This window comes from Rathayibacter sp. AY2B9, from assembly GCF_002931595.1.
Lineage (GTDB): Bacteria > Actinomycetota > Actinomycetes > Actinomycetales > Microbacteriaceae > Rathayibacter.
This window is the reverse complement of sequence record NZ_PSUB01000006.1, coordinates 60,112-84,910: the sequence shown is the minus strand read 5'-3', so window position 1 is coordinate 84,910 and position 24,799 is coordinate 60,112. Positions and strand designations below refer to the sequence as shown.

The following is a 24,799-nucleotide window of genomic DNA, read 5'->3' as shown; positions in this document are numbered from 1 at the left end:
TCCATGCGGGTGATTCTACGGGCAGCCCTCCTCGGGGCAGGCGGTGCGTCCGCTGTGCACGCGGTTCCCCCTGTAACCCCCTGGCACGGTCACCCGCTGACGGGACACCCCCCGCCACTAGGATCGTGCGAATGCACAGCGTCCAGACCGCTCTCGAGACCCTCCGCGCGCTCGCGGGGACGCCCACGGTGGCGCGGCTGGCGGAGGCGTTCGCAGCCCAGGGCCACGAGCTCGCGCTGGTCGGCGGCCCGGTCCGCGACGCCTTCCTCGGCCACGGCGTGCACGACCTCGACTTCACCACCTCCGCGCGCCCCGACGACATCGTGCGGATCGTCGCTCCGATCGCCGAGGCGCACTGGGACATCGGCCGGGCCTTCGGCACGATCGGCGCCCGCGTGGCCGGCGAGACGGTCGAGATCACGACCTACCGCAGCGACAGCTACGACGGGGTGAGCCGCAAGCCCGAGGTCGAGTTCGGCGACTCGCTCGAGGGCGACCTGGTGCGGCGCGACTTCACGGTCAACGCGATGGCGCTGCGGCTCCCGGAGGTCGTCCTCGTCGATCCCTCGGGAGGAGTGGAGGACCTGCTCGCCGGCCGGCTGCGCACCCCCTCCCCCGCCGACCTCTCCTTCGGCGACGATCCGCTCCGGATGCTCCGCGGCGCGCGCTTCACCTCGCAGCTCGGCTTCCGCACCACCGACGAGGTCGAGTGGGCGATGGCCGAGCTCGCCGGCCGGATCGACGACGTCTCGGCGGAGCGCGTGCAGGAGGAGCTGCGGAAGCTCCTCGCGACCGCCTCGCCCCGAGCCGGCCTGGAGCTGCTCGTCGACACCGGTCTGGCCGGTCGCTTCCTCCCGGAGCTGCCCGCGCTGCGCCTGGAGCAGGACGAGCACCACCACCACAAGGACGTCTACACCCACAGCCTCACCGTGCTGGAGCAGGCGATCGCGCTGGAGGAGTCGCGGCACCCCGGAGCCGCGCCCGACGTCGTGCTGCGGCTCGCCGCCCTCCTGCACGACATCGGGAAGCCGGCCACGCGGCGGCTCGAGCCGGGCGGAGCGGTGAGCTTCCACCACCACGACCTGGTCGGCTCCAAGCTCGCGATCAAGCGGATGCGCGCGCTGAAGTTCGACAACCAGACGACGAAGGACGTGGCCCGCCTCATCGAGCTGCACCTGCGCTTCTTCGGGTACACGGACGGCGCGTGGACCGACTCCGCGGTGCGCCGCTACGTGACCGACGCCGGGCCCCTGCTCGAGCGGCTGCACATCCTCACCCGGGCCGACGTGACCACGCGCAACCGTCGCAAAGCCGACCGGCTCGCGCACGCCTACGACGACCTCGAGGCGCGCATCGCGGAGCTCGCCGAGAAGGAGGAGCTCGCCTCCAAGCGCCCCGACCTCGACGGCACGCGGATCATGGAGATCCTCGGCCTCGCCCCGGGCCCCGAGGTCGGGCAGGCGTACCGGTTCCTGCTGGAGCTGCGGCTCGAGGAGGGTCCGCTCGGCGAGGAGGTCGCGACGCAGCGGCTCCGCGAGTGGTGGGCGTCGCGCTGAGGCGCTGAGCCGGGCCCCGTGCTCGCCTCGCCCTGCGCCCTGGATGGTGCGCCTCGAGCGGATCCGTCCGGCGCGTCGCGGCGGTCCTGTTGTAGTCTGTACAGGTTGTCCACGACCAGACGCACTCGCGTCCGCGGGAGTGGGCAGATGCTACATACCCTCCTGTCACGGAAATACCGTGGCCGTTCAGTCCGAAGGAGGTGGGTTAGTGACGCATCAGTACGAGATCATGGTCATCCTGGACCCCGAGATCGATGAGCGCACCGTCGCTCCGAGTCTCGACAAGTTCCTCAACGTCATCCGCACCGATGGTGGATCCATCGACAAGGTCGACGTCTGGGGCCGCCGTCGTCTGGCGTACGAGATCAACAAGAAGTCCGAGGGCATCTACGCCGTCGTCGACTTCACGTCGACCTCCGCCGCAGCGAACGAGCTCGACCGTCAGCTGAAGCTGTCCGAGGCCGTCATGCGCACCAAGGTGCTGCGGGCCGAAGAGGGCATCGCCCAGGTCGCGGCCGCCGCGAAGCTCGCCGACGAGAAGGCCGCCCGCAAGGCTGCCAAGGCCTCGGCCGCTCCCAAGGCGTAGCGCTCATGGCCGGCGAGACGATCATCACCGTGGTGGGGAACCTCACCGCCGACCCCGAGCTGCGCTACACGCAGGGCGGGCTCGCGGTCGCGAACTTCACCATCGCCTCCACGCCGCGCACCTTCGACCGTCAGGCGAACGACTGGAAGGACGGCGAAGCGCTGTTCCTCCGCGCCTCCGTCTGGCGCGAGTTCGCCGAGAACGTCGCAGGAACGCTGACCAAGGGCAGCCGCGTCATCGCGACCGGCCGCCTGAAGCAGCGCTCCTACGAGACGAAGGAAGGCGAGAAGCGCACCAGCATCGAGCTCGAGATCGACGAGATCGGGCCCTCGCTGCGCTACGCGACCGCGCAGGTCACGCGCGCCTCCGGTGGAGGCGGACGCGGCCAGGCCGGTGGCGGCCAGGGCAACGGCGGTCAGATCGGCGGCGGCCAGGGCGGCTTCGGCGGCGGCGGTCAGGGGGGCTCCGGCAACGCCGGCGGCAACCGTGGCGGTCAGGCCGAGGAGCCGTGGGCGCCGAGCGCTCCCGCCGGTGGCGACGTGTGGAGCACGCCGGGCAGCTACAACGACGAGACGCCGTTCTGAGCCTCGGCTCGGACGCTCTCCTCACCTGAATCACGCCTCCCCCGCACCGCGATCGCTCGCGGCGGGGCAGGGGCGAACCAGAATCTAAGGAAACCACTATGGCTGGAAAGAGCAGCGGCGACCGCCGCAAGCCGATCCGCGGCAAGGGCGCGAAGAACGCGGCCCCCGCGAAGTCGGTCCGCGTGGGTGTCATCGACTACAAGGACGTCGCGACCCTCCGCAAGTTCATCTCGGAGCGCGGGAAGATCCGCGCCCGTCGTATCACCGGCGTCTCCGTTCAGGAGCAGCGCCTCATCGCCCGTGCCGTCAAGAACGCCCGCGAGATGGCGCTCCTGCCCTACGCCGGCAGCGGAAGGTAGGTAACGGTATGTCCAAGGTCATCCTGACCCACGAGGTCGACGGACTCGGCTCGGCCGGCGACGTCGTCGACGTGAAGAACGGGTTCGCCCGCAACTACCTCATCCCGCAGGGCTTCGGCGTCGCGTGGACCCGCGGTGGCGAGAAGCAGGTCGAGCAGATCAAGTCGGCGCGAGCCGCTCGTGAGCACAAGACCATCGAAGAGGCCCAGCACACCAAGCAGGTCCTCGAGGCCAACCGCGTGAAGCTGACGGTCAAGGCCGGCAAGGACGGCCGCCTGTTCGGCTCGGTGAAGACCTCCGACATCGCGAACGCGGTGGCGGCGGCCGGATTCGGCGAACTCGACAAGCGCAAGATCGTCATCTCGAACGCGATCAAGCACGTCGGCGAGCACGAGGCCGTGGTGCGTCTGCGCGACGACATCCAGGCCACTGTGAAGCTGCAGGTGGTCGCGGCCAAGTAAGGCCGCGAGAACGCCGCGGAGGGCGGTGCGACGGGACTTCCGAGTCCCCTCGCACCGCCCTTCGTCGTTCCCGTTCTCCACAGCTCCATCCACATACACCCTCCGGCGGGACCAACCTTCACTGTGGTCTTGAGACTCTTTTCCCCGCACACCTGTGGAAAGCAGGAAATGCCTGGTCAAAAGCCGGAAAAAACTTGCCGACGGTTGCTGATCCCACAGGATTGTCCACAGGTTGCCCACAGTGGGCCCGGCGTTTCCCCTCGGTTCTGCACAGCTCTCTCCACAGGGCGGTTTGCGTGCCGCGGGCGGCGGTCCGTAGGGTGGCGCAGCGCCCCGCGAGGGGTGCGGGCAGGCGCCCGTGCGCCGCTGTCGGAGGTCGCTGGTAGACCGGATCCCGGCACCGGCTCGACCGGACGCGCAGCACCCGACAGGAGGAGGCGAAGGCATGACGATCGCGCACCTGGCGGTACCCGGCTCGGACGGACGGGACGGTCGCGGAGACCGCGGCGAGTCGCGCGGGAACGAGCGGACCCCTCCGCACGACCTCCTCGCCGAGCAGTCGGCGCTGGGCGGCATGCTGCTCTCGAAGGACGCGGTCGCCGATGTCGTCGAGAGCGTCAAGGGCACCGACTTCTACATCCCCAAGCACGAGATCGTCTTCGACGCGATCCTCGCCCTCTACTCGCACGGCGAGCCGACCGACGTCATCGCGGTCACCGACGAGCTCACGAAGCAGGGCGAGCTGCAGCGGGCCGGCGGCGCCGACTACCTGCACACGCTCACCTCGATGGTCCCCACCGCGGCCAACGCGGGCTACTACGCCTCCATCGTCGCCGAGCGCGCTCTGCTGCGCCGCCTCGTCGAGGCGGGCACCCGCATCGCGCAGATGGGCTACCAGGGCGAGGGCGAGGTGCTCGACCTGGTCAACACGGCGCAGGCCGAGATCTACAACGTCACCGGCTCCGAGACGGCGGAGGACTACGTCCCGCTGACCGACGCGGTGACCGTCGCGATCGACGAGATCGAGGCGGCCGCTCACAAGGACGGCAGCTTCACCGGCGTTCCCACCGGCTTCGCCGACCTCGACGACCTGACCAACGGCTTCCACGCCGGGCAGATGATCATCGTCGCCGCGCGCCCCGCGCTCGGAAAGTCGACGCTGGCGCTCGACTTCGCCCGCGCCGCCGCGATCAAGCACAACATGGCCACGATCTTCTTCTCCCTCGAGATGGGGCGCAGCGAGATCGCGATGCGCCTCCTCTCGGCCGAGGCGTCCGTGCCGCTGCAGCACATGCGCAAGGGCACGGTCGACCAGCGCGACTGGACGACCATCGCCTCCACCCGTGGTCGGATCAACGACGCGCCGCTCTACATCGACGACTCGCCCAACATGACCCTCGTCGAGATCCGGGCGAAGTGCCGCCGACTCAAGCAGCGGGTCGGGCTCAAGATGGTCGTCATCGACTACCTGCAGCTGATGACCTCCGGCAAGAAGGTCGAGAGCCGCCAGCAGGAGGTCTCGGAGTTCTCCCGTGCCCTCAAGCTCCTCGCGAAGGAGCTGCAGGTGCCGGTCATCGCGCTCTCGCAGCTGAACCGAGGCCCCGAGCAGCGCGCCGACAAGCTCCCCGCGATCTCGGACCTCCGCGAGTCCGGCTCGATCGAGCAGGACGCCGACATGGTGATCCTCCTGCACCGCGAGAGCGCCTACGAGAAGGACAACCCGCGCGCGGGCGAGGCCGACCTCATCGTCGCCAAGCACCGCAACGGCCCGACCCGCACGGTGACCGTGGGCTTCCACGGCCACTTCTCGCGCTTCGCCGACATCCCGGCGGTCTGACGTGACAGGTGCCGCTGCCGTCCCCGAGCCCGTCGACGTCCCGCTGGGCGGCGGGTCGATCCGCCTGGGCCAGTTCCTCAAGTTCGCGGGGATCCTCTCGGGCGGCGAGGCCAAGGAGGCGGTCGCCGAGGGGATGGTGACCGTCAACGGCGAGGTCGATCTGCGCCGCGGCCGCCAGCTCGCCGTCGGCGACGTCGTCGGGTTCGACCGGAACCGCTTCCGCGTCTGCGAGTGAGGGCGACCGCCCCTCGGCGGGTGCGATCGGCCGAGACGCCGCGGAACGGATGAGACGCCGCTCAGAGGCGGGCGCGTCGGCGTGTTGAGCGGTGGCTCGGCGCACACTGGCTCCTGGACATCCCGGGACGACAGGAGACGCGCGTGCAGCTCGGCATTCACTTCATGAACTTCACTCTGCCCGGGGGGAGTGCGCAGATCGCGCCGATCCTCGGAGCGACCGCGCGGACGGCCGAGGACGTCGGCTGCGCCTGGTTCACGCTGATGGACCACTACTTCCAGATGGAGCACTTCGCGACGAGCGAGGATCCGATGCTCGAGGGCTACACCTCGCTCGGCTTCGTCGCCGGCCGGACGGAGCGGATGCGGCTGGGGCTCCTCGTCACCGGCGTGACGTACCGCCATCCGGGACTGCTCGCGAAGATCGTCACCACCCTCGACGTGCTCTCCGGCGGGCGCGCGATGCTCGGCATCGGCGCCGCCTGGTACGAGCGCGAGCACCTCGGGCTCGGCGTGCCGTACCCGCCGCTGAAGGAGCGGTTCGAGCGGCTGGAGGAGACGCTGCGGATCTGCCGTCAGATGTGGAGCGACGACGACGGGCCGTTCGAGGGGATGCACTACCGGCTCGCCGAGACGCTGAACCACCCGGCGCCGATCCAGCAGCCCGGCCCGCCCATCCTCATCGGCGGCGGCGGCGAGAGGAAGACGCTGCGGCTGGTCGCGCAGTACGGCGACGCCTGCAACCTGTTCGGCACCGGCGCGGACGACGTGGCGCACAAGCTCGACGTGCTGAAGCGGCACTGCGACGACCTCGGGCGCGACTACGCGACGATCACGAAGACCATCACCGGGGGCGGCGATCCGATCGGCGACCCCGACGGCTTCGTCCGCGCGATGGAGGAGTACGCGGCGCTGGGGATCGACCACGTGCAGCTGGCGCCGGCCGGGACGGATCCGGAGGGGTACGTCGCCCGGCTGGGCGAGGGCGTGATCGAGCGGGTGGCGGCTCTCGGCTGAGGGCTCCGGGACGCACGGCACTCCGACCGGTTCGGGTGCCGCGGGCGGCACCGCTGATCCGCTCCGCCGGCCGGGTCCGCCGTCACCGGCGCGAGGACTCCAGTGGCGGGCATGTCCCGGGTCGGGGGACGCCGTCGGCGGATCCTGCCCCCCGTCAGGGTCGCGGCGTAGACGCGGGCGAGGAGCGCGACCTACGGTTCGAGCCTCCCACCTCGGGTTGTTGAGCTCACGCTGACGTGGGCAGATCGCTGGCCTCATGCCGCACGTGTCCTCTCGTACCTCGCTCCGCCGTTATCGGCAGAACCGCAGAAGAGGGGCGATCGGGACGGGTGTCGTCCTCGCCGTCGTCGGCGCCGCGCTCTTCGCCGGCGTCTCGGCGCAGGCGGCCACTGCTCCCGACCTCGGCACGGCGGAGGACTACTCGGTCCTGGCCGCGTCGACCGTGACGAACACGGGGTCGAGCGTCCTCGACCAGAACGTCGGGTCAGCCCGCTGACCGCCGTCACCGGGTTCCCGCCCGGGCGGACAGACGGAGTGATCCACCGCGGAGACGCGGAGGCGGCTCAGGCCCAGGCCGACGTGGGCACCGCCTACGGACAGCTCGCCTCGCAGGCGACGACCGCGCAGATCGACGCCGAGATCGGCGGCAGCACGCTGAAGCCCGGGGTCTACACCGCGGCCGGACCGGTCGGAGTGACGGGGACGCTCACGCTCGACGCCGAGGGCGTCAACGAGGCGGTCTTCGTGATCCGCGCCGCGTCGACGCTGACGACGGCGTCGTCGAGCACGGTGGCCCTGATCAACGGAGCGCAGGCCTGCAACGTCTACTGGCAGATCGGCAGCTCCGCGACTCTCGGCACCGACTCGGACTTCGTGGGCTCCGTGCTCGCCTCGGTCTCGATCACGGTGACGACGGGCGTCTCCGTCGAGGGCCGCGCACTGGCCCGCACGGGAGCGGTCACGCTCGACTCCAACGACTTCACCGAGCCGGGCTGCGAGCCCTCCGACGGCGGATCGTCGCCGACGGCTACGCCGACCATCACGCCGACCGTGACGCCGACCATCACGCCGACCGTGACGCCGACCGTGACGCCGACGATCACGCCGACCGTGACGCCGACCGTGACCCCGACGGTCACGCCCACCGTGACGCCGACAGTCACGCCGACCGTGACCCCCACGGTCACGCCGACCGTGACGCCCACGGTCACGCCGACGGTGACCCCGACCATCACTCCGACCGTGACCCCGACGGTGACCCCCACCGTCACGCCGACCGTGACCCCCACCGTCACGCCGACCGTGACGCCGACCGTGACGCCGACGGTCACACCCACTGTCACGCCGACCGTGACTCCCACCGTCACCCCGACGGTGACTCCCACCGTCGTGCCGACGGTGACTCCGACGGTGACTCCGACGATCGCGCCCACCGTCACTCCGACGGTGACTCCGACGATCGCGCCCACCGTGGCTCCGACGGTCACGCCGACGACCACGCCGACGGCGACCCCGACCGTGGCTCCGACGGCGACCCCCACCCCCACGCCGACCGCGACGCCCACGGCCTCGCCCACTCCGACCGCGACCACAGCGCCGCGACCGGCGCCCTCCCACGCCGCGGTCGTTCCCGTGTCCGGGTCGAACGGTCCCCGCGGTCCGGCTCTCGCCTCGACCGGAGTGGACGCCGCAGCGACGGCGACCGCCGGAGTGCTGGGCCTGCTCGCCCTGCTCGGCGGCGGTCTGATGCTCCTCACCCTCCGACGCCGCGGTGAGCGCACCGGGAGCTGATCCCGGCTGATCACCGGAAGCTGATCACCGCCAGGCCGTGCGCCGGACTCCCGAGGGGTCCGGCGCACGTCTGCGCCCTCGATCGCGCTCCGCCCGTCCCTCCGGTGTCCTCGCCGATGCGCGCTGGCCCGCTCGTGCGTCGAGACGCCGCTCCGAGCGTCGGGACACCGCTGAGCAGGCGGGGTCCTCCGCGTTCTCGCGGAGGGCGGGGGCGTCAGCCGGAGGACTCCCGCGGTACGAAGCGGACGGGCATGGCCTGCACGCCCGCGGTCGGACGTCCGTGGATCGCGTTCGAGAGCTCCTCCGCGGCGGCGCGGCCGAGCGTGTCGAGCATCATGTCGATGCTCGAGAGCGGCGGGCGGGCGGCCTCGACGAGGAGGTCCCAGTTGTCGAAGCCGACGACGGCCACGTCCTGCGGCACCCGCCGGCCGGTCTCGCGCAGGTGGTCGAGCGTGCCGCGGGCGATCTGGTCGCTCGCGCAGATGATCGCGTCGAGGTCCGGATGCGCGCGCAGCAGCGACTCGGCGCACTGGCGGCCCCAGCTCTCGGACCACTGCCCGAAGAGGATGCCGCCGCCGACCAGCGGCAGCCCCGCCTCCGTCAGCGCCTGCTCGACGCCCCGGGCACGGTCGTGCGCGGCGGTGTAGCTCGGCTCGCCGTTGACGAGGGCGATCCTGGTCCGTCCGCGCTCGATCAGGTGGCGGGCGGCGAGGACGCCGGCCTGCACGTTGTCGGGCGTGAAGGAGGAGTCGCGCGGATCCTCCGAGGGCGCGTAGGCGTAGACGACCGGCACCGGGATGGTGCGGGTGATCGAGGGGCGCGGGTTCGTCGTCCGGCCGAGCACCACGATCCCGTCGACGCGCTTGGCGAGCAGGTTCTTGATGTGGTGCTGCTCGCGGATCGAGTCGCCGCGGGCGTCGCAGAGGAGCACCGACGTCGATCCGGCGCCGAACGCGTCCTCGGCGCCGAGCAGCACGGGGAGCACGAAGCGGTTGTCGAGATCGTTGGTGAGCATCCCGATGGTGCCCGTGCGCCGGGAGTTGAGGGCCTGCGCGAACGGGTTCGGGGTGAAGGAGAGGGCCTCGGCGGCGTCCAGCACGCGCTGGCGGGTCTCGGCGCGCACCTGGTCGCGGCCGTTGAGCGCCTTGGAGGCGGTGGCGATCGAGACGCCGGCGGCGGCCGCCACGTCGGTGAGCGTGATGGTGCCGGTGGGCTTGCGTGGTGGCACCGCGTCTCCGTTCCGGGCCCGGCGGGCCGCCGCGTCGATCCTCGCACGACTTCGGCGAAAAACCGAAAAGACCGAAAAGCTCGCATCTCTTGACGCGGGAGCCACCCCTGCCTAGGTTTACCCGACAGAAAGTAGTTTCGGCCCGGCGCAGACGATCGGGACGACTGCCGAGGAATCCGTCAACGACGAAGGGATCATCCGTGAAGACGAGGAAGCACGCTCGGGGCCTCGCCGCCGCCGTCCTGCTGGGAACGGCCGCGGCCGCACTGACCGGCTGCGCGAGCGGCACCGGGGGCGACTCCGGCTCCGCCGCGGGAGGCAGCTACACGTTCTGGGACCCGTACCCCCAGTTCGACGAGTCGTCCGACTGGGCGAAGCTCATCGACTCCTGCGGGACCGAGGCCGGCGTCACCGTCGAGCGCACCGGCTACGACACCACCGACCTGACCAACAAGGCGCTGCTCGCCGGGCAGCAGGGCAACTCGCCCGACCTCCTGCTCGTCGACAACCCCGTGGTCTCGACGCTCGCGGAGTCGGGCATCCTGACCACGACCGCCGAGTCCGGGCTCTCCACCGAGGGGATCGACGCGAACATCCTCGCGGCCGGCCAGACCGGCAGCGACACCTTCGGCGTGCCGATCGGCGCCAACACGCTCGCGCTGTACTACAACAAGGCCGTGCTCGAGAAGGCCGGCGTGGACGCCGCCTCCATCACCGACTGGGCCGGGCTGACCGACGCGCTCGAGAAGGTCACCGCCTCCGGCGGCAAGGGCATCACGTTCTCCGGCATCGGCACGGAGGAGGGGACCTTCCAGTTCCTGCCGTGGTTCTGGGGCTCCGGCGCCGAGCTGACCGACCTCGACTCGCCCGCCGCGGTCGACGCCGTCTCGCTCTGGAGCGACTGGCTGCAGAAGGGCTACGCGCCCAACTCCGTGATCGGCAACACGCAGACCACGAGCTGGCAGGAGTTCGAGACCGGCGAGTACGCGTTCGGCGAGAACGGCACCTGGCAGCTGGCCAACGCGAAGGCCTCGGGCATCGATTACGGCGTGCTGACCATCCCGTCGAAGGACGGCGGAGCGGCCCCCGCACCGACCGGAGGCGAGTTCCTCACCCTCCCGGTGCAGTCGGACACGGCGCGCTACGAGACCTCGAAGAAGATCGCCGAGTGCCTGACCTCGACGAGCAGCCTGGTCACGACCGACAACACGCTCTCGTACATCGCGCCGACGGCCGAGGCGCAGCAGGAGCAGGTCGCCGGCAACGCCGACCTCGAGCCGTGGGTCACCGCCGTGCAGGCCGCGAAGGGCCGCACCTCGGACGACCTCGGCACGAAGTACCCGAAGATCTCGGAGCAGCTGTGGGGCGCGGTGCAGACCGTGCTCAGCGGCTCGCAGTCTCCCGAGGACGCCCTGAAGGCCGCCCAGTCGGCCGCCGAATCCGCCACGAAGTAGGACGACCGGGGGCTCCCGCTCCCCGAACGAGGTCCCTCCGGCCGGTGCTCCGCGCACCGGCCGGAGGGACGGGAGAGACCATGACCACTGCCACCGAGACCGCCCGCCTCCTGCGGCGCGGCACCGAGCCGCCGGCCCCGCCCGCCCCGGCCGCCGAGAGCCGTCGGCGCCGCTGGCGCCCCGAAGGCGGCCGTCTGGTCGCGTGGGCGTTCCTCGCCCCGCTCGTCGCCTACCTGCTCGTCTTCTACGCGTTCCCGCTCTACCGCAACCTCGAGCTGAGCCTGAAGGACTACACGGTCCGCTCGTTCGTGCAGGGGAACGCACCCTTCGTCTGGTTCGACAACTACGTCCAGGTGTTCCAGGACGCGACCTTCGGCCCGGCGCTGCTGCACACGGCGGTCTTCACCGGCGTCTCGCTCCTCTTCCAGTTCACGCTGGGGCTGGCGCTCGCCGTGTTCTTCTACCGCCGCTTCCCGCTGGCGAGCACGCTCCGGGCGCTGTTCCTGGTGCCGTGGCTCCTGCCGCTGATCGTCTCGGCCTCGACCTGGTCATGGATGCTCAACAGCGACTCCGGCATCGTGAACGCGTTCCTGGAGTCGTTCGGGATCGGCCAGATCAACTGGCTCACCTCGCCGACCACCTCGCTGATCGCGGTCCTGATCGCGAACATCTGGATCGGCATCCCGTTCAATCTGGTGATCCTCTACTCCGGCCTGCAGAACATCTCGCAGGACCTCTACGAGGCGGCCTCGCTCGACGGCGCGACCGGCGCCCAGCAGTTCTGGCGGATCACGCTGCCGCTGCTGCGGCCGGTGTCGGCGATCACGATCCTGCTCGGCCTCGTCTACACGCTGAAGGTGTTCGACATCATCTGGATCATGACGAAGGGCGGCCCCGCCGACTCCTCGACCACGCTCGCCACCTGGACGTACCAGCTCGGCTTCGGCTCGATGCTGCCCGACTTCGGACCGGCCGCGGCCGTCGGCAACCTGCTGATCATCCTGGCCCTCGTCTTCGGCCTCGTGTACATCCGCGTCCAGCGGAAGCAGGCCGACTCGTGACCGCGCGCCGCCCCTGGTACCTGACGGTGGTCGGGATCGCCCTCACGGCGGTCATGCTGTTCCCCGTCTACTGGATGATCAACGTCTCCCTCACTCCGACCGGCTCGATGCGGAAGGATCCGCCGGACTGGTTCCCGTTCTCGCCCACGTTCACCGGCTACCAGGCGGTGCTGAGCGAGCAGCTGCCCTACCTGGGCACCAGCCTCGTCGTCGGCCTGGGCACGGTGCTGCTGACCGTGGCGATCGCCGCTCCCGCCGCCTACTCGCTGGCGAAGCTGCGGCCCCGCGGCGGTCAGGCCCTCTCGTTCGTGCTGCTGATCGCGCAGATGATCCCGGCGATCATCATGGCGATGGGCTTCTACGCCATCTACCTCAACCTGGGGCTGCTCAACTCGATCCCGGGCCTGATCGTGGCCGACTCCACCATCGCGGTGCCGTTCGGCGTGCTGATCTTCACGGCCTTCATGTCGGGGATCCCCGACGAGCTCACCCAGGCGGCGCGGATGGACGGAGCGAGCGCCTGGCGCACCTTCACCTCGGTGATCATGCCGATCAGCCGCAACTCCGTCGTCACCGTCTCGCTGTTCGCGTTCCTCTGGGCCTGGTCGGACTTCATCTTCGCCTCGACGCTCGACAGCGGCGGGAAGCTCCAGCCGATCACCCTCGGCATCTACAAGTACATCGGCAACAACAACCAGGAGTGGAACTCGATCATGGCGACCGCCGTGGTCGCCTCGCTCCCGGCCGCCGTCCTCCTCGTCGTCGCCCAGCGGTACGTCTCGGCGGGAGTCACCGCCGGCGCCGTCAAGGACTGACCCGTCCCTCCAAGGAGACACCGTGACCCTCACCGCCCCCACCGCCACCGCCCTCGGCGGCCCGGTCGCCCCCTCGCGGAGCGTGCTCCGGCCGCTCCGCCAGGACGAGATCCGCCTCACCGGCGGCTTCTGGAAGCACTACCAGGACCTCAACTCCTCCGCCGTCATCGAGCACTGCCGCTCGTGGATCGAGCGCGTCGGCTGGGCCGGCAACTTCGACCGCGCGGCCGACGGCTCGATCTCGTCCGCCGAGGGCGGCGACGCGCACGCGGGCATCGAGTTCGTCGACTCCGAGGTCTACAAGCTCCTCGAGGCCATGGCCTGGGAGCTCGGCCGGAGCGACGACGCCGGGCTGCAGGAGCGGTACGACGACCTCGTCGCGCGGGTCGCCTCCGCCCAGGACCCGGACGGGTACCTGCACACGAGCTTCGGCCGGCCCGGCCAGCGTGCGCGCTACTCCGACCTGGAGTGGGGCCACGAGCTGTACAGCTTCGGGCACCTGATCCAGGCCGCCGTGGCGCGGCTCCGCACCGGGCAGGACGACCTCCTGCCGCAGGTCGCCCGGCGCCTCGCCGACCACGTGCACCGCGAGTTCGGGCCCGAGGGGAGGGTCGCCGTGTGCGGCCACCCCGAGATCGAGCCGGCGCTCGCCGAGCTGGCGCGGGCGACGGGGGAGGAGCGCTACCTCGAGCTGGCCCGCCTCTTCGTGGAGCGGCGCGGGACGGGGACGCTGAAGCCGATCGCGTTCGGCGCCGAGTACTTCCAGGACGACGTGCCCGTGCGCGACGCGGAGGTGCTGCGCGGCCACGCGGTGCGGGCCCTCTACCTCGCCTCCGGGGCTCTCGATGTCGCGGTCGAGACCGGCGACGCCGAGCTGGAGGAGGCGGTCCGCCGCCAGTGGGAGGCGACCGTCGAGCGGCGCACCTACGTCACGGGCGGGATGGGCTCGCACCACCAGGACGAGGCGTTCGGCGCCGACTACGAGCTGCCGCCGGATCGCGCCTATGCCGAGACCTGCGCGGCGATCGGCTCCACGATGCTCAGCTGGCGGCTCCTGCTCGGCTCGAACGAGCACCGCTACGCGGACCTGATGGAGCGGACGCTGCTGAACGCGGTGCTCCCCGCCACCCGCGACGACGGCCGCGCCTTCTTCTACACGAACACGCTGCAGCAGCGCGTCGACGGAGTGGCGCCGGACGAGTCGCGCGAGACCGACCGCGCGCAGTCCAGCCTCCGCGCGCCCTGGTTCTGGGTCTCGTGCTGCCCGACCAACACCGCCCGCACCCTCGCGAGCGTCGAGCTCGGCTTCGCGACCGCCACCGACGACGGGGTGCAACTCCACCAGTACGGCGCGTACGAGGTGCGCACGGGAGGCGTCGCGCTGCGCGTCGAGACGGAGTACCCGGCCGACGGCGAGATCGTCGTGCGGATCCTCGAGGACGCGGAGTTCGCGCTGACGCTGCGGGTGCCGCCGTTCGCGCGGGGCTCGGCGCTGCTCGACGGCGAGCCGGTCTCGACGCCGACCGTCACCGTCCGCCGGGCGTTCTCCGCCGGCGACACCGTGCGGCTCTCGCTGCCGATGACGGCCCGCTTCGTCGCCCCGCACCCCCGGATCGACGCGGTGCGCGGCCAGGTCGCCCTCGAGCGCGGGCCGTTCGTGCTCGCGATCGAGTCGCTCGACCTGCCCGAGGGCCTGGACACCGAGCACATCGCGGTCGACGCCTCGGTGCCGCCCGTCGTGACGGCGGAGGGAGCGCGCGTGTCCCTGGTGGCGCGGGAGGCGGCTCCCGGCTGGCCCTACGGCTCCGTGCCGGTGGAGGAGAGGCGCCGCTTCGAGGCGGAGTTCCGGCCGTACCACCGCTGGGCGAACCGCGGACCGTCGACGATGCGGATCTGGACGCCGACGGCCTGACGGGCACCGCTCGCGAGAACGCGGAAGTCGTCGCACTCGAGTGTGAGTGCGACGACGCCTGCGTAGTGGCTGCCGTCGCGGCGCCTGCGCTCAGATCCAGCCGCGCTCGCGGGCCTCGATCACCGCGCGCTGGCGGGTGTCGACGTCGAGCTTGCGGAGGATCGACGAGACGTGGTTGCGGACGGTGCCGGAGGAGAGGTGCAGCGCCGCGCCGATCTCGCCGATCGTCTCGCCGCGGGAGCCGGCGCTGAGCACGTCGAGCTCGCGGTCGGTCAGCGGGCTGCGCGTGCTCGCCAGGGCGTCGGCGGCGATCTCCGGATCGACGTAGCGGCGTCCGCTCGCGACCTGGCGGATCACCTCGGCGACGTCCTCGACCCGGCGCGACTTCGGCAGGAAGCCGCTGACGCCCGCTCCGAGCGCTCGCCGCAGGACCCCCGGCCGCGCGTGCCGGGTGACGACCACGACCCGCGTCGCGGAGACCCGGCGCAGCCGCTCCGCCGCCTCGATCCCGTCGAGCCCGGGCATCTCGACGTCGAACAGGCACACGTCGGGCTGCAGGCGCAACGCCTCCGCGACCGCCTGCTCGCCGTCGCGGCACTCGCCCACGATCTCGAGGTCCTCCTCGAGGCGGAGGAGCGCGGCCAGCGCCGTGCGGATCATGTCCTCGTCGTCGGCGATCAGCACCCGGATCACGAGTCGCTCCCCACCGGCAGGCGCGCGTCCAGCTCGAAGGAGCGGCGGACCGCCCCGGCGCGCAGCGTCCCCCCTGCCCGCTCGACCCGCTCCGCCATGCCGAGGACGCCCGAGCCGGTCCCGTCCGCCTCCTCCGCGTCCGGTGCCAGGTCGTTCACCGCCTCGAACCGCCACTCGTCCCGCTCCCGCGCGAGCCGCAGCCGCGCGCTGGAGCCGCCGCCGTGCTTGAGGATGTTCGTCGTCGTCTCGCGGACCACCGGCCCGAGCGTCTCGGCCGGCGCGTGAGCCGCCGCCGGGTCGACCTCGAGCTCGACGCGGAGCCCGGCCGAGCGGAGCAGGTCGGCGGCGTTGGCCAGCTCGTCGACGAGCGGGACGCTGCGGAAGCGCGTCGCCAGCTCGCGGGTGCCGGTGCGGGCACCGTCGACCGAGCGCTGGGCGGCGCGCAGCTGCTCGAGCGCGGCGTCCGGGTCGCTGCCGAGGAGGCGCTCGGCGAGCTCGAGCTGCAGCGCGATCACCTGGAGGTGGTGGCCCTGGAGGTCGTGCACATCGCCGGCGAGCAGCAGGCGCTCCTGGGCCGCGGCGAGCCGGCCCTCGGCGGCGCGCGCCCGGTCGAGCTCGCGGACGATGTCCCACCACCACAGCGCGCTGACGACCGTCAGGGGCAGCAGCGTCGCGAACAGCAGGAGGGTCGAGAGCGCGGCCGACGTGTCCGGCGCCGCGCGCGTCTGCTCGAGCACCGCCGCGACCGCGAGGACGATCGTGCAGAGCACCATCACCCGGAGCCGCACCCCGCTCTGCCAGGGCAGCACGGCGACCAGGGTCGCGGCGAGCGAGAGCCCGAGCGCGAGGCTCCCGGCGGCCGTGCCGGTGAGCGCGGCGGCCGCCACTCCGAGGCAGAAGACCAGGGTCGGCGCGGCCCGGAGGCGCACCGGGCCCTCGCGGTCGGCGCGCCGGTACGCGAGCGCGGTCGGCGAGAACACCGCGACCCAGGCGGCCGCGCCCAGGAAGTAGGCCCCCTTCCGCCACTCCTCGGCCTCGGCGCTCAGCACCGCCACGGACCAGACGGCCAGGACGATCACCACGAAGGAGGCGGCCGACGCGAGGGTGTACCACCAGGTCACGGCGACGCCGCGGCCCGCGCGCACGGGCGGATCCGCCTCGGTCGAGTTCACCATGCGGCCCAGGCTACGACCATGACACTTGTCACCCCTCGGGCCGTCGATCCTCCCGGGACGCGGTGACCCGGCGGCACTGCCGCGTCGGGCGCGGACACGGTCGGATGGAGGAGTCCCGAGAGCCGGGGCCACGTAGCGGAAGGCACGACCATGACGATCATCAGCGACGCGATCCTCGGATTCCAGGACCTGATCGGCCGCGTTCCCGAGCTCGTGCAGCCCCTCGTCGTCGCCGCGGCCGGGGCCGTCCCCTTCATCGAGGGCGAGGGAGCGGCGAGCATCGGGATCATCGGCGGCATCCACCCGGTCGTCGCCGGGCTCGCGGGGGCGATCGGCAACTTCGTCTGCGTGGCGCTGCTCGTGCTGCTGGGCACCGGCGTCCGCTCGGCGATCACGGGCCGCTCGGAGGCGAAGCGGACGACTCCGCGGCGCGAGAAGTTCCAGCGGGCCTTCACCCGCTACGGCGTCCCGGGCGTGAGCCTGCTGGGGCCCCTGCTGCTCCCGACGCACTTCACCGCGGTGATGCTGGCGGGCGCCGGAGTCGGCCGCGGGCGGATCCTGCTCTGGCAGGGCGTCGCGATCGCACTGTGGACGACGGTGCTCACGGTGATCGTCGGGCTCGCGGTCTCGGGCGCGACGCAGGCGGGCTGAGCGGGCCGGACACGGTCCTGAAGCGTGCGACCCCGGTGGCGCAGAGGCGTCCGCGCCATCGGTCAGCGCCGGATGCGCCGTCCCGGTCCGCCGTCCGGGTCCGCCGGGCCGGCGGACTGCAGGTGGGTGTGCAGGCGGATGAGGGTGTCGCGCAGCCGGGTCTTGACGGTGCCGAGCGGGATCGACAGCTCCTCCGCGATCTCGGAGTGGCTGTACCCGCGGACGTAGGCGAGGTAGAGGACGTCGTGGTGGATGGCGGCGAGCTGCCGGATCGCGCCGGCCGCGGGCGCCAGGGCCAGCCGGACGTCCGAGCGCTCCCACTCGTGATCGCGCGGCCGGTCGAGGACCGTGTACTGCAGCTCCCGGCGCCGCGCCGACCGGTCCGCCCGGGCGCGGTCCACGGCACGGCGGTGCGCGACCTGGGCCAGGAAGGCGAGCACGGGACGGCCCGGGTCGAGCGAGCGCGCGGTGCGCCAGAGCTCGAGGTAGACCTCCTGCGCGACCTCCTCGGCGGCGGCGCGGTCGTCGAGCACGGCGTCCGCGACGGAGACGACCCGGCCCGCGGTGAGCGAGTAGAGCTGCCGGAAGGCGGTCCGGTCGCCCGCGCAGACCCGCAGCAGCAGGGCCGCTGACCGCGCAGGGCCGTCCCCGGGCTCACGCCGCTTGCCCGTCATCGTCGACACAGGGCTCAGCCTGGCACCGCGGACGCGCTCCTCCCGAGGTCGCCCCCTGTGAGGTGGCCCCCGTTAGAGGCTCACTTTCACAGGAGTCCGCCGATGCGCGCCGCACGCCCGCCGATGCGCGGCCCCGGTCGCGCGCGGGGCCCGTGCGGCGGCGTCGACGGACTGGGCCGCCCGTCAGGCGGCGACGCGCGCGTTCGACTGCGCGAGGAGCGCGACCGAGCGCAGGCGCGCCTCCGTCTGCAGCGACGCGTGGGCGACGATGACCTCGTCGGCGTCGGCGGAGCGGGCGAAGTCGGCGGTGTAGTCGGCCACCTGGTCGCCGGTGCCGACACCGGTGTAGGTGGTCATGCTCGCGACGTGGGCGCCGATCGGGGCGCTGAGCAGGGCGTCGAGCTCCTCGTCGTCGAAGGTCTGGCCGACGGGGATCTGCCCGCTCTGGCGCAGCAGCATCATCAGGCGGGCGCGCTTCATCTGCGCGAACTGCTCCTGCGCGTCCTCCTCGGTGTCGGAGGCGATGGCGTTCATCCCGGCGATCACGTAGGGGGCGTCGAGCTGCTCGGAGGGGCGGAAGCCGCGGCGGTACTCCGCGACGGCCTGGTGCAGCGCGTCCGGAGCGAAGTGCGAGGCGAACGCGTACGGCAGGCCCAGCGCGGCCGCGAGCTGCGCGCCGAAGAGCGAGGAGCCGAGGATGTAGAGGGGGACGCGGGTGCCGGCACCGGGCGTCGCGCTCACTCCGGGGATGCGGGACTCGCCGGCGAGGAACGCCTGCAGCTCCAGCACGTCCTGCGGGAAGCGCTCGGAGGAGTCGGGGTCGCGGCGGAGCGCGCGGAAGGTCGCCTGGTCGCTGCCGGGGGCGCGGCCGAGTCCGAGGTCGATCCGTCCCGGGTGCAGCGTCTCGAGGGTGCCGAACTGCTCGGCGATGGTGAGCGGGGAGTGGTTCGGCAGCATGACGCCGCCGGAGCCGAGGCGGATCGTGGAGGTCTGCGAGGCGACGTGCGCGATGAGCACAGAGGTCGCGCTGGAGGCGATGCTCGCCATGTTGTGGTGCTCGGCGTACCAGACGCGGCGGTAGCCGTTCCGCTCGGCCTCCTGGGCCAGCGCGACGGAGGCGGCGAAGCTGTCGCGAGCGGTCTCACCGGGGGCGATGGGGGCGAGGTCGAGGATGGAGAGGGGAACGCTCATGATGAGGGCAACGCCCGCGACGGCTCCGGTGTTCCCGTCGCGGGCGCCTTCCTCACGCCTCGGGGATGTCGCGGCCGTACGCCTCCAGCGTCACGGCCTCGGGCTCCGGTCCGCCGCGCACGCCGGCCTCGAGGGCGTCGATCCGGGCGAGCTCCGAGCCGGAGAGCGCGAAGTCGAACACGTCGATGTTCTCGGCGATGCGCTCGGGGCGGGTCGACTTCGGGATGACCTGGCGGCCCTCCTGCAGGTGCCAGCGGAGCATCACCTGCGCGGCCGTCTTCCCGTACTTGGCGCCGAGCTCGAGGAGCACCGGGTCGTCGAAGCTGCGGCGCGGGGAGTCGCGGTAGGCGGTGATGCCGCCGATCGGCGACCAGGCCTGGGTGAGGATGTCGTTCTCGCAGCCGAAGCGCTCGACCCGCCGCTGTTGGAAGTACGGGTGCACCTCGAGCTGGTTCACCGCGGGGACGACGTCGGTCTCGGCGAGCAGGCGGGTGAGGTGCTCGACCATGAAGTTGCTCACGCCGATCGCCCGCACCCTCCCGTCGGCGAGCAGCCGTTCGAGCGCCCGGTAGGCGTCGAGGGTGCGGTCGAAGGCCTCGGGCAGGGCCTGGTGCAGGATCAGCAGGTCGATCCGCTCGACGCCGAGCTTGCCCGCGCTCTTGTCGAAGGCGTGCAGCGTCTCGTCGTAGCCGTAGTCGCTGATCCACACCTTCGTCTCGAGGAAGACGTCGTCGCGGCCGGCGATCGCCTCGCCCACCTCGCGCTCGTTGCCGTAGGCCGCCGCCGTGTCGATGTGCCGGTACCCCGCGTCGAGCGCGGCGGCGACGGCGGCGCGGGTCTCGTCGGGCGGAGTCTGGAAGACGCCGAGTCCGAGGGCGGGGATCTCGACACCGTTGTGGAGAGTGAACGTGTTCATGAGCCCACGCTACGTCCGCAGACGCCGAGTCGCCCGAGAAGCCGCGCGCGACTCCTCAGGCGACCCCGTCGCTCCGGCCCTGCTCAGCCGTCGATCGGCAGCAGGATCCCCTTCACCGTCTCGTCCGTGGCGAGGAACTCCTGCACGGCCGGATCCTGGAAGGCCTGGACGAGCTTCCTCACGTTCTCGGTGTCGCGGTACTTCGAGCCGATGGTGAGCTGCCCGGCGAAGTCGTCGGGGGCCTGCGGGGCGAAGATCTGCTGCTCGATCGGGATGCCGGCGGCGAGGTAGTACTCGGTGTAGCCGACGGCCGCGTCGAGGTCCGGCAGCGCGCGCGACTGGGCGGCGAAGTCGAGCAGCGTGAACTGCAGGTTCTTCGGGTTCTCGGCGATGTCGTCCTGGGTCGCGGTGCCCGGCTCCGTGCCCGGCTTCAGCGTGATCAGGCCGGCGTTCTGCAGCAGCCAGAGGCCCTGCGCCTCGTTGGCGGGGTCGGAGTAGAGCGAGACCGTGCCGCCGTCGGGGATCTGGGAGACGTCGGAGTACTTGTCGCTCCAGAGCCCGAAGCCCCAGCGGAAGACGGGGGTGGCCGCCTCCTCCTCGAAGTCGGGGTTGGCCTCGAGCACCTGTCCCAGCCAGAGCTTGTGCTGGTAGACCGTGGCCGCGACCTCGCCCTCGCTCACCGCGCGGTTGATGGTGTTGCTGTCCGAGAGCCCCTTGAAGGCGACGGTGATGCCGTAGCGCGGCGCCACCTCCTTCGCGACGAAGTCGACCAGGGCCTGCTCGGAGGCGTTGCCCTCGGCGGTCGCGACGTAGAGCGTCGCTCCCTCCTGCTCGTTGGCCGAGACGGCGGGGGAGAGGAGCGGGACGGCGATCGCGGAGGCGACGCCGACCACGACGACGGCCGCTCCGGCGATCCAGGGCCAGCGGCGCTTCTTCTTGAGATCGAATCCGAGGTCGTCGGGAGTGGACATGGCGGTGCCTTTCGAAGAGGGGGTGCGCGGGCGCGCGGGAGGGACGCCCGAGGGCGCAGGAGGGACGCCCGAGGGCGCAGGAGGAGGAGTGGTGGTTCTAGACGGAGGCCGCGACCCGCGGCGCTCGCCGCGAGCGGGAGGCGCCGGGCGTGGTCGCGCGGACGAGGGCGTCGCCGGTGAGCTGCACGGTCGCGACGGTGGCGACCAGGATCACGATGGTGGCGAGCATGACGGTGGTGTCGAAGCGCTGGTAGCCGTAGGTCACCGCGACGTAGCCGATGCCGCCGGCGCCGATCGTGCCGGCGATCGCCGAGTACTCGATCATCGCGATCGTGTTGATCGTCAGGCCGCCGATGATCTGCGGCACCGCCTCGCTCAGCTGGGCGGTCCGCACCACCTGCAGCCGCGACGCTCCGGAGGCGCGGGCGACGCGGGTGAGCGAGAGCGGCACGCTGCGCAGCGCGTTCTCGACGATCCGGGTGAAGAAGGCGATCCCCGCGATCGACATCGGCACGACGGCGGCCGCGATCCCGATGTTGGTGCCGGTGATCAGGCGCGTGAACGGCATGATCGACGCCATCAGGATGAGGAACGGCAGCGAGCGGCCGACGCTGATCACGGCGCTGAGCACCTGGTGGGCGGCCCGGTTCTCGGCCAGGCCGCCCGGAGCGAGGTTGTGCACGAGAGCGCCCAGCGGCACGCCGACCAGCACCACGATCGCCATGACGATGCCGACCATGATCAGCGTCTCGCCGAGCGCCGGCAGCACCAGCGCGGGGATCTGCTCGAGCGGGACCTTGTTGTCGAGGTGGAGGATCACGCCGCCACCTCCTCGGCGAGGACGCGCACGCCGGCGGGCCGGACCGACAGGCCGAGCTCGGCCGCCGCACGGCTGAGCCGCGCCTCGTCGACCGGGCCGAGCCCGATCGTCGCGTGGCCGACCGCCTGCCCGTCCACCGTCTCGATCGCCGCGCCGAGCAGCGAGACGGGGCCGACCGCCTCCGCGAGCCGGGTGACCCAGTCGGTCGGCACTCCGGAGCGGGAGTAGCCCACCACCCATTCGACCAGACCCGGGCCGGGCGCGACGGAGGGGCGCACCGGGTTGAGGGCGAGGCCGAGCGGGGACGCGGGGTCGCGCAGCAGGTCGACGAGGCGCCCTGACTCCACGATGCGGCCGTGGTCGAGGCGGGCGACGGAGTCGGCCACCTGGCGCACCGTCTCCATCTCGTGGGTGATGAAGAGGATCGAGAGGCCCAGGTCGTCGCGCAGCTCCTTCAGGAGCGTGGTGATCGCGGTGGTCGAGGCGGGGTCGAGGCCCGAGGTGGCCTCGTCCGAGAGCAGCACCGAGGGGCGGAGGGCGAGCGCGCGGGCGATGCCGACGCGCTGGCGCTGACCGCCGGAGAGCTGGTGCGGGTAGTAGCGCGCGCGGTCCGAGAGGCCGACGCGCTCCAGCAGCTCCGCGACGCGGCGCTTCGTCTCGGCGGCGGTGACGCCGAGGTACTCCAGCGGAAGGGCCACGTTCTGCTCGGCCGTGCGGCGGCTGAAGAGTCCGTCGGACTGGAAGACGGTGCCGATGCGACGGCGGGCGACGCGCAGCCGCTCCTCCGAGAGCTGCGAGAGCGCCTCTCCGTTGACGACGACCGTGCCCGAGGTGGGCCGCTCGAGGAGGTTCACGCAGGCGGCGAGCGTGCTCTTGCCCGCGCCGCTCGGGCCGACGACGGCGAAGATCTCGCCGGTCGCGACCGAGAAGTCGAGGCGGTCGAGCACGGTCGCCGGACCGTACGACTTGCTGAGCTGCTCGAGCCGGATCATCGCGTTCCTTCGGACGGGTCGGGCGGCCGCGGCCTCTCCGCGTCGTCCCGGACAAGATGATGGAGCACCGCGGGCCCGCCCGTCCCGGCCCGCGTCGCCCGGCGTAACCCTTCGTCGCCGGGCGTAACAGTGCGCGGGGCGGAGGGGGTCGCGGCCGCGAGACGCGACAGGACCGCCGCGGCCGGCAGCACGCGGGCTACCGTGACCGGATGCAGCCGAAGTGGGAGTCGACGACCATCGAGCGCGCCTTCGACGAGGGGTGGTCGGACGAGCCGATGGGGACGAAGGAGAAGTTCTGGCTCGTCGCCGACGGCGATCTGTGGCTCTTCAAGTTCGCCCGCCAGCGAGGAGACGAGACCCGCGGTGAGGACTGGGCGGAGTGGGTGTCGTTCCATCTCGCGCGGATGCTCGACGTCCCGTGCGCGGAGATCCGACCTGCGACGGTGGGCGGTCGGCGCGGAATCATGTCGAGGAACGTCATCGAGCGCGAGCAGATCCAGAGCCTCGAGATCGGGAACAGCCTGCTGCGCCACTCCGATCGCCACTACGACCACGCTCGGAGGCGGCCCAACGACCGCTACACCGTCGATGCGGTGAGACGTGCTCTCGACGGCGTCGACGCTCCTGCAGGCTTCGACGCCGTCGCCGGACTGAGCGGTTTCGACGTGTGGGCGGGCTACCTGCTGTTCGATGCCTGGGTAGCTGGACGGGATCGACACGACGAGAACTGGGCCGTCATCGCCGGACGCGGTCATCGGACCCTCTCGCCCTCGTTCGATCACGGCAACGCCCTCGGGTTCCAGGAGACCGAGGAGAAGCGCGCCGCCTGCCTCGCCGATGAGGCTCTCTTCGACCGGTGGGTGCGGAGAGGAAGGAGTCACCAATTCGCCGGGAGACCGCTGCTGGTCGACCTCGCAGCGGAGGCCCTCGCGGCGGCCTCTCCGGAGGCGCAGGCGTTCTGGCCTGCTCGGCTCCGAGCGGTCGATCCCTCTGCGGTCCGCGAGGTCCTCGCGGCGGTTCCTCCGACCCTGATGTCGGAGACGTGCGCTAGTTTCACGGAAGGACTGCTGGCAGCGACACGGAGGAGGATCCTCGATGACTCTCCTCGTTGATCGACCGGCGCCGCGTCCGACCCCTGGTGTCCGCGAGCTGCTGCTCGTCTGGCAGAACCCTCGTACTCGCCGGTTCCTCCGCGCGGCGGTGCTGTCCGTCGGGGTCGACGGCTTCCTCTTCCGGTACGAGCCGGCGGCTGTCGCCGACGAGGACTTCTTCCCGCTCGCGGAGTTCCCCCGTGTGGACGCGGAGTACCGGAGCTCGTCCCTTCCGCCGTTCTTCGCCAACAGGGTGATGTCGTCCGAGCGCGGCTCGTACGAGGAGTACCTGGGGTGGCTCGGTCTCGAGGCGGCGTCCCCCGACCTCCCCGTCGAGATCATGGTCCGGACCGGCGCGGCGCGAGCGACCGACACCTTCCATGTCGTGGAGAAGCCTCTCCGCACCGCGCAGACCCTCATCAGTCGTTTCTTCGTGGCGGGAGTCCGCCATCGGGCCGAGCTCCCGCTTCCGGTGCTGCCTCTCGAGCAGGGCGACGGGCTGGTCCTCGTGCCCGACGCCTCGAACCTCCGCAACCCGGAGGCCTACGAGGTGGCCTCGGTGTCCGGCGAGCGGATCGGATGGGTGCCGGACTGGCTGTGCGGTGAGGTCGCCGCGCTCATGGCGTCCGGATGGGAGGTCGAGGCGGTCGCCGAGAAGGTGAACCCCGAGGCCCCGTCCCACGTCCAGGTGCTCTGCCGGATCACCGCGACCCTGCGTCACTGAACCCGC

26 protein-coding genes are annotated in these 24,799 nt (G+C 71.8%); 17 read left to right on the top strand and 9 right to left on the bottom strand.

The window, feature by feature from the left end; genetic code table 11:
• Nucleotides 1-131 precede the first annotated feature (131 nt).
• The 10 genes from C5C25_RS07665 to C5C25_RS16820 all read left to right on the top strand — a co-directional run bounded on the left by C5C25_RS07665 (nucleotide 132) and on the right by C5C25_RS16820 (nucleotide 8,425).
• Nucleotides 132-1,556 carry a CCA tRNA nucleotidyltransferase gene (locus tag C5C25_RS07665; protein ID WP_104250244.1) on the top strand — a complete coding sequence of 475 codons (1,425 nt, stop codon included), beginning with the start codon at nucleotides 132-134 and terminating at the stop codon, nucleotides 1,554-1,556.
• A gap of 208 nt (nucleotides 1,557-1,764) precedes the next feature.
• On the top strand, nucleotides 1,765-2,142 hold the full coding sequence (gene rpsF / locus C5C25_RS07660) for a 30S ribosomal protein S6 (RefSeq protein WP_068207796.1): 378 nt from the start codon (nucleotides 1,765-1,767) through the stop codon (nucleotides 2,140-2,142).
• 5 nt (nucleotides 2,143-2,147) lie between these two features.
• Nucleotides 2,148-2,726, top strand: a complete 579-nt coding sequence (locus C5C25_RS07655) for a single-stranded DNA-binding protein (protein WP_104222691.1) — start codon at nucleotides 2,148-2,150, stop codon at nucleotides 2,724-2,726.
• A gap of 98 nt (nucleotides 2,727-2,824) precedes the next feature.
• Complete coding sequence (gene rpsR / locus C5C25_RS07650; protein WP_055784551.1) at nucleotides 2,825-3,085, top strand: 30S ribosomal protein S18; 261 nt, start codon at nucleotides 2,825-2,827, stop codon at nucleotides 3,083-3,085.
• An 8-nt stretch (nucleotides 3,086-3,093) separates the two neighbouring features.
• On the top strand, nucleotides 3,094-3,546 hold the full coding sequence (gene rplI, locus C5C25_RS07645) for a 50S ribosomal protein L9 (protein ID WP_104222692.1): 453 nt from the start codon (nucleotides 3,094-3,096) through the stop codon (nucleotides 3,544-3,546).
• A gap of 445 nt (nucleotides 3,547-3,991) precedes the next feature.
• The gene (dnaB, locus tag C5C25_RS07640; protein WP_104225797.1) at nucleotides 3,992-5,383 is read left to right on the top strand and encodes a replicative DNA helicase; all 1,392 of its coding nucleotides are present in this window, start codon (nucleotides 3,992-3,994) and stop codon (nucleotides 5,381-5,383) included.
• 1 nt (nucleotide 5,384) lies between these two features.
• Nucleotides 5,385-5,618 (top strand): RNA-binding S4 domain-containing protein, encoded by a 234-nt coding sequence (locus C5C25_RS07635; protein WP_104247028.1) that lies wholly within the window; start codon nucleotides 5,385-5,387, stop codon nucleotides 5,616-5,618.
• A 143-nt stretch (nucleotides 5,619-5,761) separates the two neighbouring features.
• Entirely contained in the window at nucleotides 5,762-6,634 is an 873-nt protein-coding gene (locus C5C25_RS07630) for an LLM class F420-dependent oxidoreductase (protein ID WP_181133664.1), read from the top strand.
• A gap of 265 nt (nucleotides 6,635-6,899) precedes the next feature.
• A complete protein-coding gene (locus C5C25_RS16825; RefSeq protein ID WP_258069365.1) occupies nucleotides 6,900-7,130 on the top strand; it encodes a hypothetical protein in 231 nt (76 codons plus the stop codon).
• Nucleotides 7,131-7,168: 38 nt separating this feature from the next.
• Nucleotides 7,169-8,425, top strand: a complete 1,257-nt coding sequence (locus C5C25_RS16820) for an ice-binding family protein (protein WP_258069364.1) — start codon at nucleotides 7,169-7,171, stop codon at nucleotides 8,423-8,425.
• A 214-nt stretch (nucleotides 8,426-8,639) separates the two neighbouring features.
• Here C5C25_RS16820 and C5C25_RS07620 read toward each other — a convergent pair whose 3' ends face one another.
• On the bottom strand, nucleotides 8,640-9,653 hold the full coding sequence (locus C5C25_RS07620) for a LacI family DNA-binding transcriptional regulator (RefSeq protein ID WP_104250243.1): 1,014 nt from the start codon (nucleotides 9,651-9,653) through the stop codon (nucleotides 8,640-8,642).
• A gap of 200 nt (nucleotides 9,654-9,853) precedes the next feature.
• Here C5C25_RS07620 and C5C25_RS07615 point away from each other — a divergent pair, with 200 nt between their 5' ends.
• The 4 genes from C5C25_RS07615 to C5C25_RS07600 all read left to right on the top strand — a co-directional run bounded on the left by C5C25_RS07615 (nucleotide 9,854) and on the right by C5C25_RS07600 (nucleotide 14,895).
• A complete protein-coding gene (locus C5C25_RS07615; protein ID WP_104250242.1) occupies nucleotides 9,854-11,107 on the top strand; it encodes an extracellular solute-binding protein in 1,254 nt (417 codons plus the stop codon).
• A gap of 80 nt (nucleotides 11,108-11,187) precedes the next feature.
• Entirely contained in the window at nucleotides 11,188-12,168 is a 981-nt protein-coding gene (locus C5C25_RS07610) for a carbohydrate ABC transporter permease (RefSeq protein ID WP_104225802.1), read from the top strand.
• A complete protein-coding gene (locus tag C5C25_RS07605) occupies nucleotides 12,165-12,983 on the top strand; it encodes a carbohydrate ABC transporter permease (protein WP_104222699.1) in 819 nt (272 codons plus the stop codon). The genes C5C25_RS07610 and C5C25_RS07605 overlap by 4 nt, the downstream gene beginning before the upstream one ends.
• 22 nt (nucleotides 12,984-13,005) lie before the next feature.
• Nucleotides 13,006-14,895 carry a glycoside hydrolase family 127 protein gene (locus C5C25_RS07600; RefSeq protein WP_104250241.1) on the top strand — a complete coding sequence of 630 codons (1,890 nt, stop codon included), beginning with the start codon at nucleotides 13,006-13,008 and terminating at the stop codon, nucleotides 14,893-14,895.
• Nucleotides 14,896-14,985: 90 nt separating this feature from the next.
• Here C5C25_RS07600 and C5C25_RS07595 read toward each other — a convergent pair whose 3' ends face one another.
• Together C5C25_RS07595 and C5C25_RS07590 are read right to left on the bottom strand one after the other, a co-directional pair.
• Nucleotides 14,986-15,588: a response regulator transcription factor gene (locus C5C25_RS07595; RefSeq protein WP_104222701.1), complete on the bottom strand. Its 603-nt coding sequence runs from the start codon at nucleotides 15,586-15,588 to the stop codon at nucleotides 14,986-14,988.
• Entirely contained in the window at nucleotides 15,585-16,763 is a 1,179-nt protein-coding gene (locus C5C25_RS07590; RefSeq protein WP_104250240.1) for a sensor histidine kinase, read from the bottom strand. The genes C5C25_RS07595 and C5C25_RS07590 overlap by 4 nt, the downstream gene beginning before the upstream one ends.
• 150 nt (nucleotides 16,764-16,913) lie before the next feature.
• Between C5C25_RS07590 and C5C25_RS07585 the strand changes: the two genes are divergently transcribed.
• Complete coding sequence (locus C5C25_RS07585; protein WP_104225805.1) at nucleotides 16,914-17,414, top strand: small multidrug efflux protein; 501 nt, start codon at nucleotides 16,914-16,916, stop codon at nucleotides 17,412-17,414.
• A 62-nt stretch (nucleotides 17,415-17,476) separates the two neighbouring features.
• Here C5C25_RS07585 and C5C25_RS07580 read toward each other — a convergent pair whose 3' ends face one another.
• The 6 genes from C5C25_RS07580 to C5C25_RS07555 form a co-directional block, all read right to left on the bottom strand.
• On the bottom strand, nucleotides 17,477-18,088 hold the full coding sequence (locus C5C25_RS07580) for a sigma-70 family RNA polymerase sigma factor (protein WP_258065638.1): 612 nt from the start codon (nucleotides 18,086-18,088) through the stop codon (nucleotides 17,477-17,479).
• A 183-nt stretch (nucleotides 18,089-18,271) separates the two neighbouring features.
• Nucleotides 18,272-19,279 carry an LLM class flavin-dependent oxidoreductase gene (locus C5C25_RS07575; RefSeq protein WP_104237741.1) on the bottom strand — a complete coding sequence of 336 codons (1,008 nt, stop codon included), beginning with the start codon at nucleotides 19,277-19,279 and terminating at the stop codon, nucleotides 18,272-18,274.
• 52 nt (nucleotides 19,280-19,331) lie between these two features.
• Nucleotides 19,332-20,195, bottom strand: a complete 864-nt coding sequence (locus tag C5C25_RS07570) for an aldo/keto reductase (RefSeq protein ID WP_104222706.1) — start codon at nucleotides 20,193-20,195, stop codon at nucleotides 19,332-19,334.
• Nucleotides 20,196-20,278: 83 nt separating this feature from the next.
• Nucleotides 20,279-21,166 (bottom strand): MetQ/NlpA family ABC transporter substrate-binding protein, encoded by an 888-nt coding sequence (locus C5C25_RS07565; RefSeq protein WP_104232971.1) that lies wholly within the window; start codon nucleotides 21,164-21,166, stop codon nucleotides 20,279-20,281.
• Between the two features lie 97 nt (nucleotides 21,167-21,263).
• Complete coding sequence (locus tag C5C25_RS07560) at nucleotides 21,264-21,986, bottom strand: methionine ABC transporter permease (protein WP_258069363.1); 723 nt, start codon at nucleotides 21,984-21,986, stop codon at nucleotides 21,264-21,266.
• Nucleotides 21,983-22,978 carry a methionine ABC transporter ATP-binding protein gene (locus C5C25_RS07555; protein WP_104250238.1) on the bottom strand — a complete coding sequence of 332 codons (996 nt, stop codon included), beginning with the start codon at nucleotides 22,976-22,978 and terminating at the stop codon, nucleotides 21,983-21,985. Before C5C25_RS07555 ends, C5C25_RS07560 begins: the two co-directional genes overlap by 4 nt.
• A gap of 209 nt (nucleotides 22,979-23,187) precedes the next feature.
• Here C5C25_RS07555 and C5C25_RS07550 point away from each other — a divergent pair, with 209 nt between their 5' ends.
• Together C5C25_RS07550 and C5C25_RS07545 are read left to right on the top strand one after the other, a co-directional pair.
• Nucleotides 23,188-24,090 (top strand): hypothetical protein, encoded by a 903-nt coding sequence (locus C5C25_RS07550; RefSeq protein ID WP_104250237.1) that lies wholly within the window; start codon nucleotides 23,188-23,190, stop codon nucleotides 24,088-24,090.
• On the top strand, nucleotides 24,074-24,793 hold the full coding sequence (locus C5C25_RS07545; protein WP_146079454.1) for an HIRAN domain-containing protein: 720 nt from the start codon (nucleotides 24,074-24,076) through the stop codon (nucleotides 24,791-24,793). The genes C5C25_RS07550 and C5C25_RS07545 overlap by 17 nt, the downstream gene beginning before the upstream one ends.
• The last annotated feature ends 6 nt before the right edge of the window (nucleotides 24,794-24,799 follow it).

Excerpts from the sequence above, each read along its gene's own strand:
- C5C25_RS07665 (WP_104250244.1), top strand. The coding sequence starts at position 132 with ATGCACAGCGTCCAGACCGCTCTCGAGACCCTCCGCGCGCTCGCGGGG.
- C5C25_RS07655 (WP_104222691.1), top strand. The coding sequence starts at position 2,148 with ATGGCCGGCGAGACGATCATCACCGTGGTGGGGAACCTCACCGCCGAC.
- rpsR (WP_055784551.1), top strand. The coding sequence starts at position 2,825 with ATGGCTGGAAAGAGCAGCGGCGACCGCCGCAAGCCGATCCGCGGCAAG.
- rplI (WP_104222692.1), top strand. The coding sequence starts at position 3,094 with ATGTCCAAGGTCATCCTGACCCACGAGGTCGACGGACTCGGCTCGGCC.
- dnaB (WP_104225797.1), top strand. The coding sequence starts at position 3,992 with ATGACGATCGCGCACCTGGCGGTACCCGGCTCGGACGGACGGGACGGT.
- C5C25_RS07610 (WP_104225802.1), top strand. The coding sequence starts at position 11,188 with ATGACCACTGCCACCGAGACCGCCCGCCTCCTGCGGCGCGGCACCGAG.
- C5C25_RS07590 (WP_104250240.1), bottom strand. The coding sequence starts at position 16,763 with ATGGTGAACTCGACCGAGGCGGATCCGCCCGTGCGCGCGGGCCGCGGC.
- C5C25_RS07585 (WP_104225805.1), top strand. The coding sequence starts at position 16,914 with ATGACGATCATCAGCGACGCGATCCTCGGATTCCAGGACCTGATCGGC.
- C5C25_RS07580 (WP_258065638.1), bottom strand. The coding sequence starts at position 18,088 with ATGACGGGCAAGCGGCGTGAGCCCGGGGACGGCCCTGCGCGGTCAGCG.
- C5C25_RS07575 (WP_104237741.1), bottom strand. The coding sequence starts at position 19,279 with ATGAGCGTTCCCCTCTCCATCCTCGACCTCGCCCCCATCGCCCCCGGT.
- C5C25_RS07570 (WP_104222706.1), bottom strand. The coding sequence starts at position 20,195 with ATGAACACGTTCACTCTCCACAACGGTGTCGAGATCCCCGCCCTCGGA.
- C5C25_RS07565 (WP_104232971.1), bottom strand. The coding sequence starts at position 21,166 with ATGTCCACTCCCGACGACCTCGGATTCGATCTCAAGAAGAAGCGCCGC.
- C5C25_RS07555 (WP_104250238.1), bottom strand. The coding sequence starts at position 22,978 with ATGATCCGGCTCGAGCAGCTCAGCAAGTCGTACGGTCCGGCGACCGTG.
- C5C25_RS07550 (WP_104250237.1), top strand. The coding sequence starts at position 23,188 with ATGCAGCCGAAGTGGGAGTCGACGACCATCGAGCGCGCCTTCGACGAG.
- C5C25_RS07545 (WP_146079454.1), top strand. The coding sequence starts at position 24,074 with ATGACTCTCCTCGTTGATCGACCGGCGCCGCGTCCGACCCCTGGTGTC.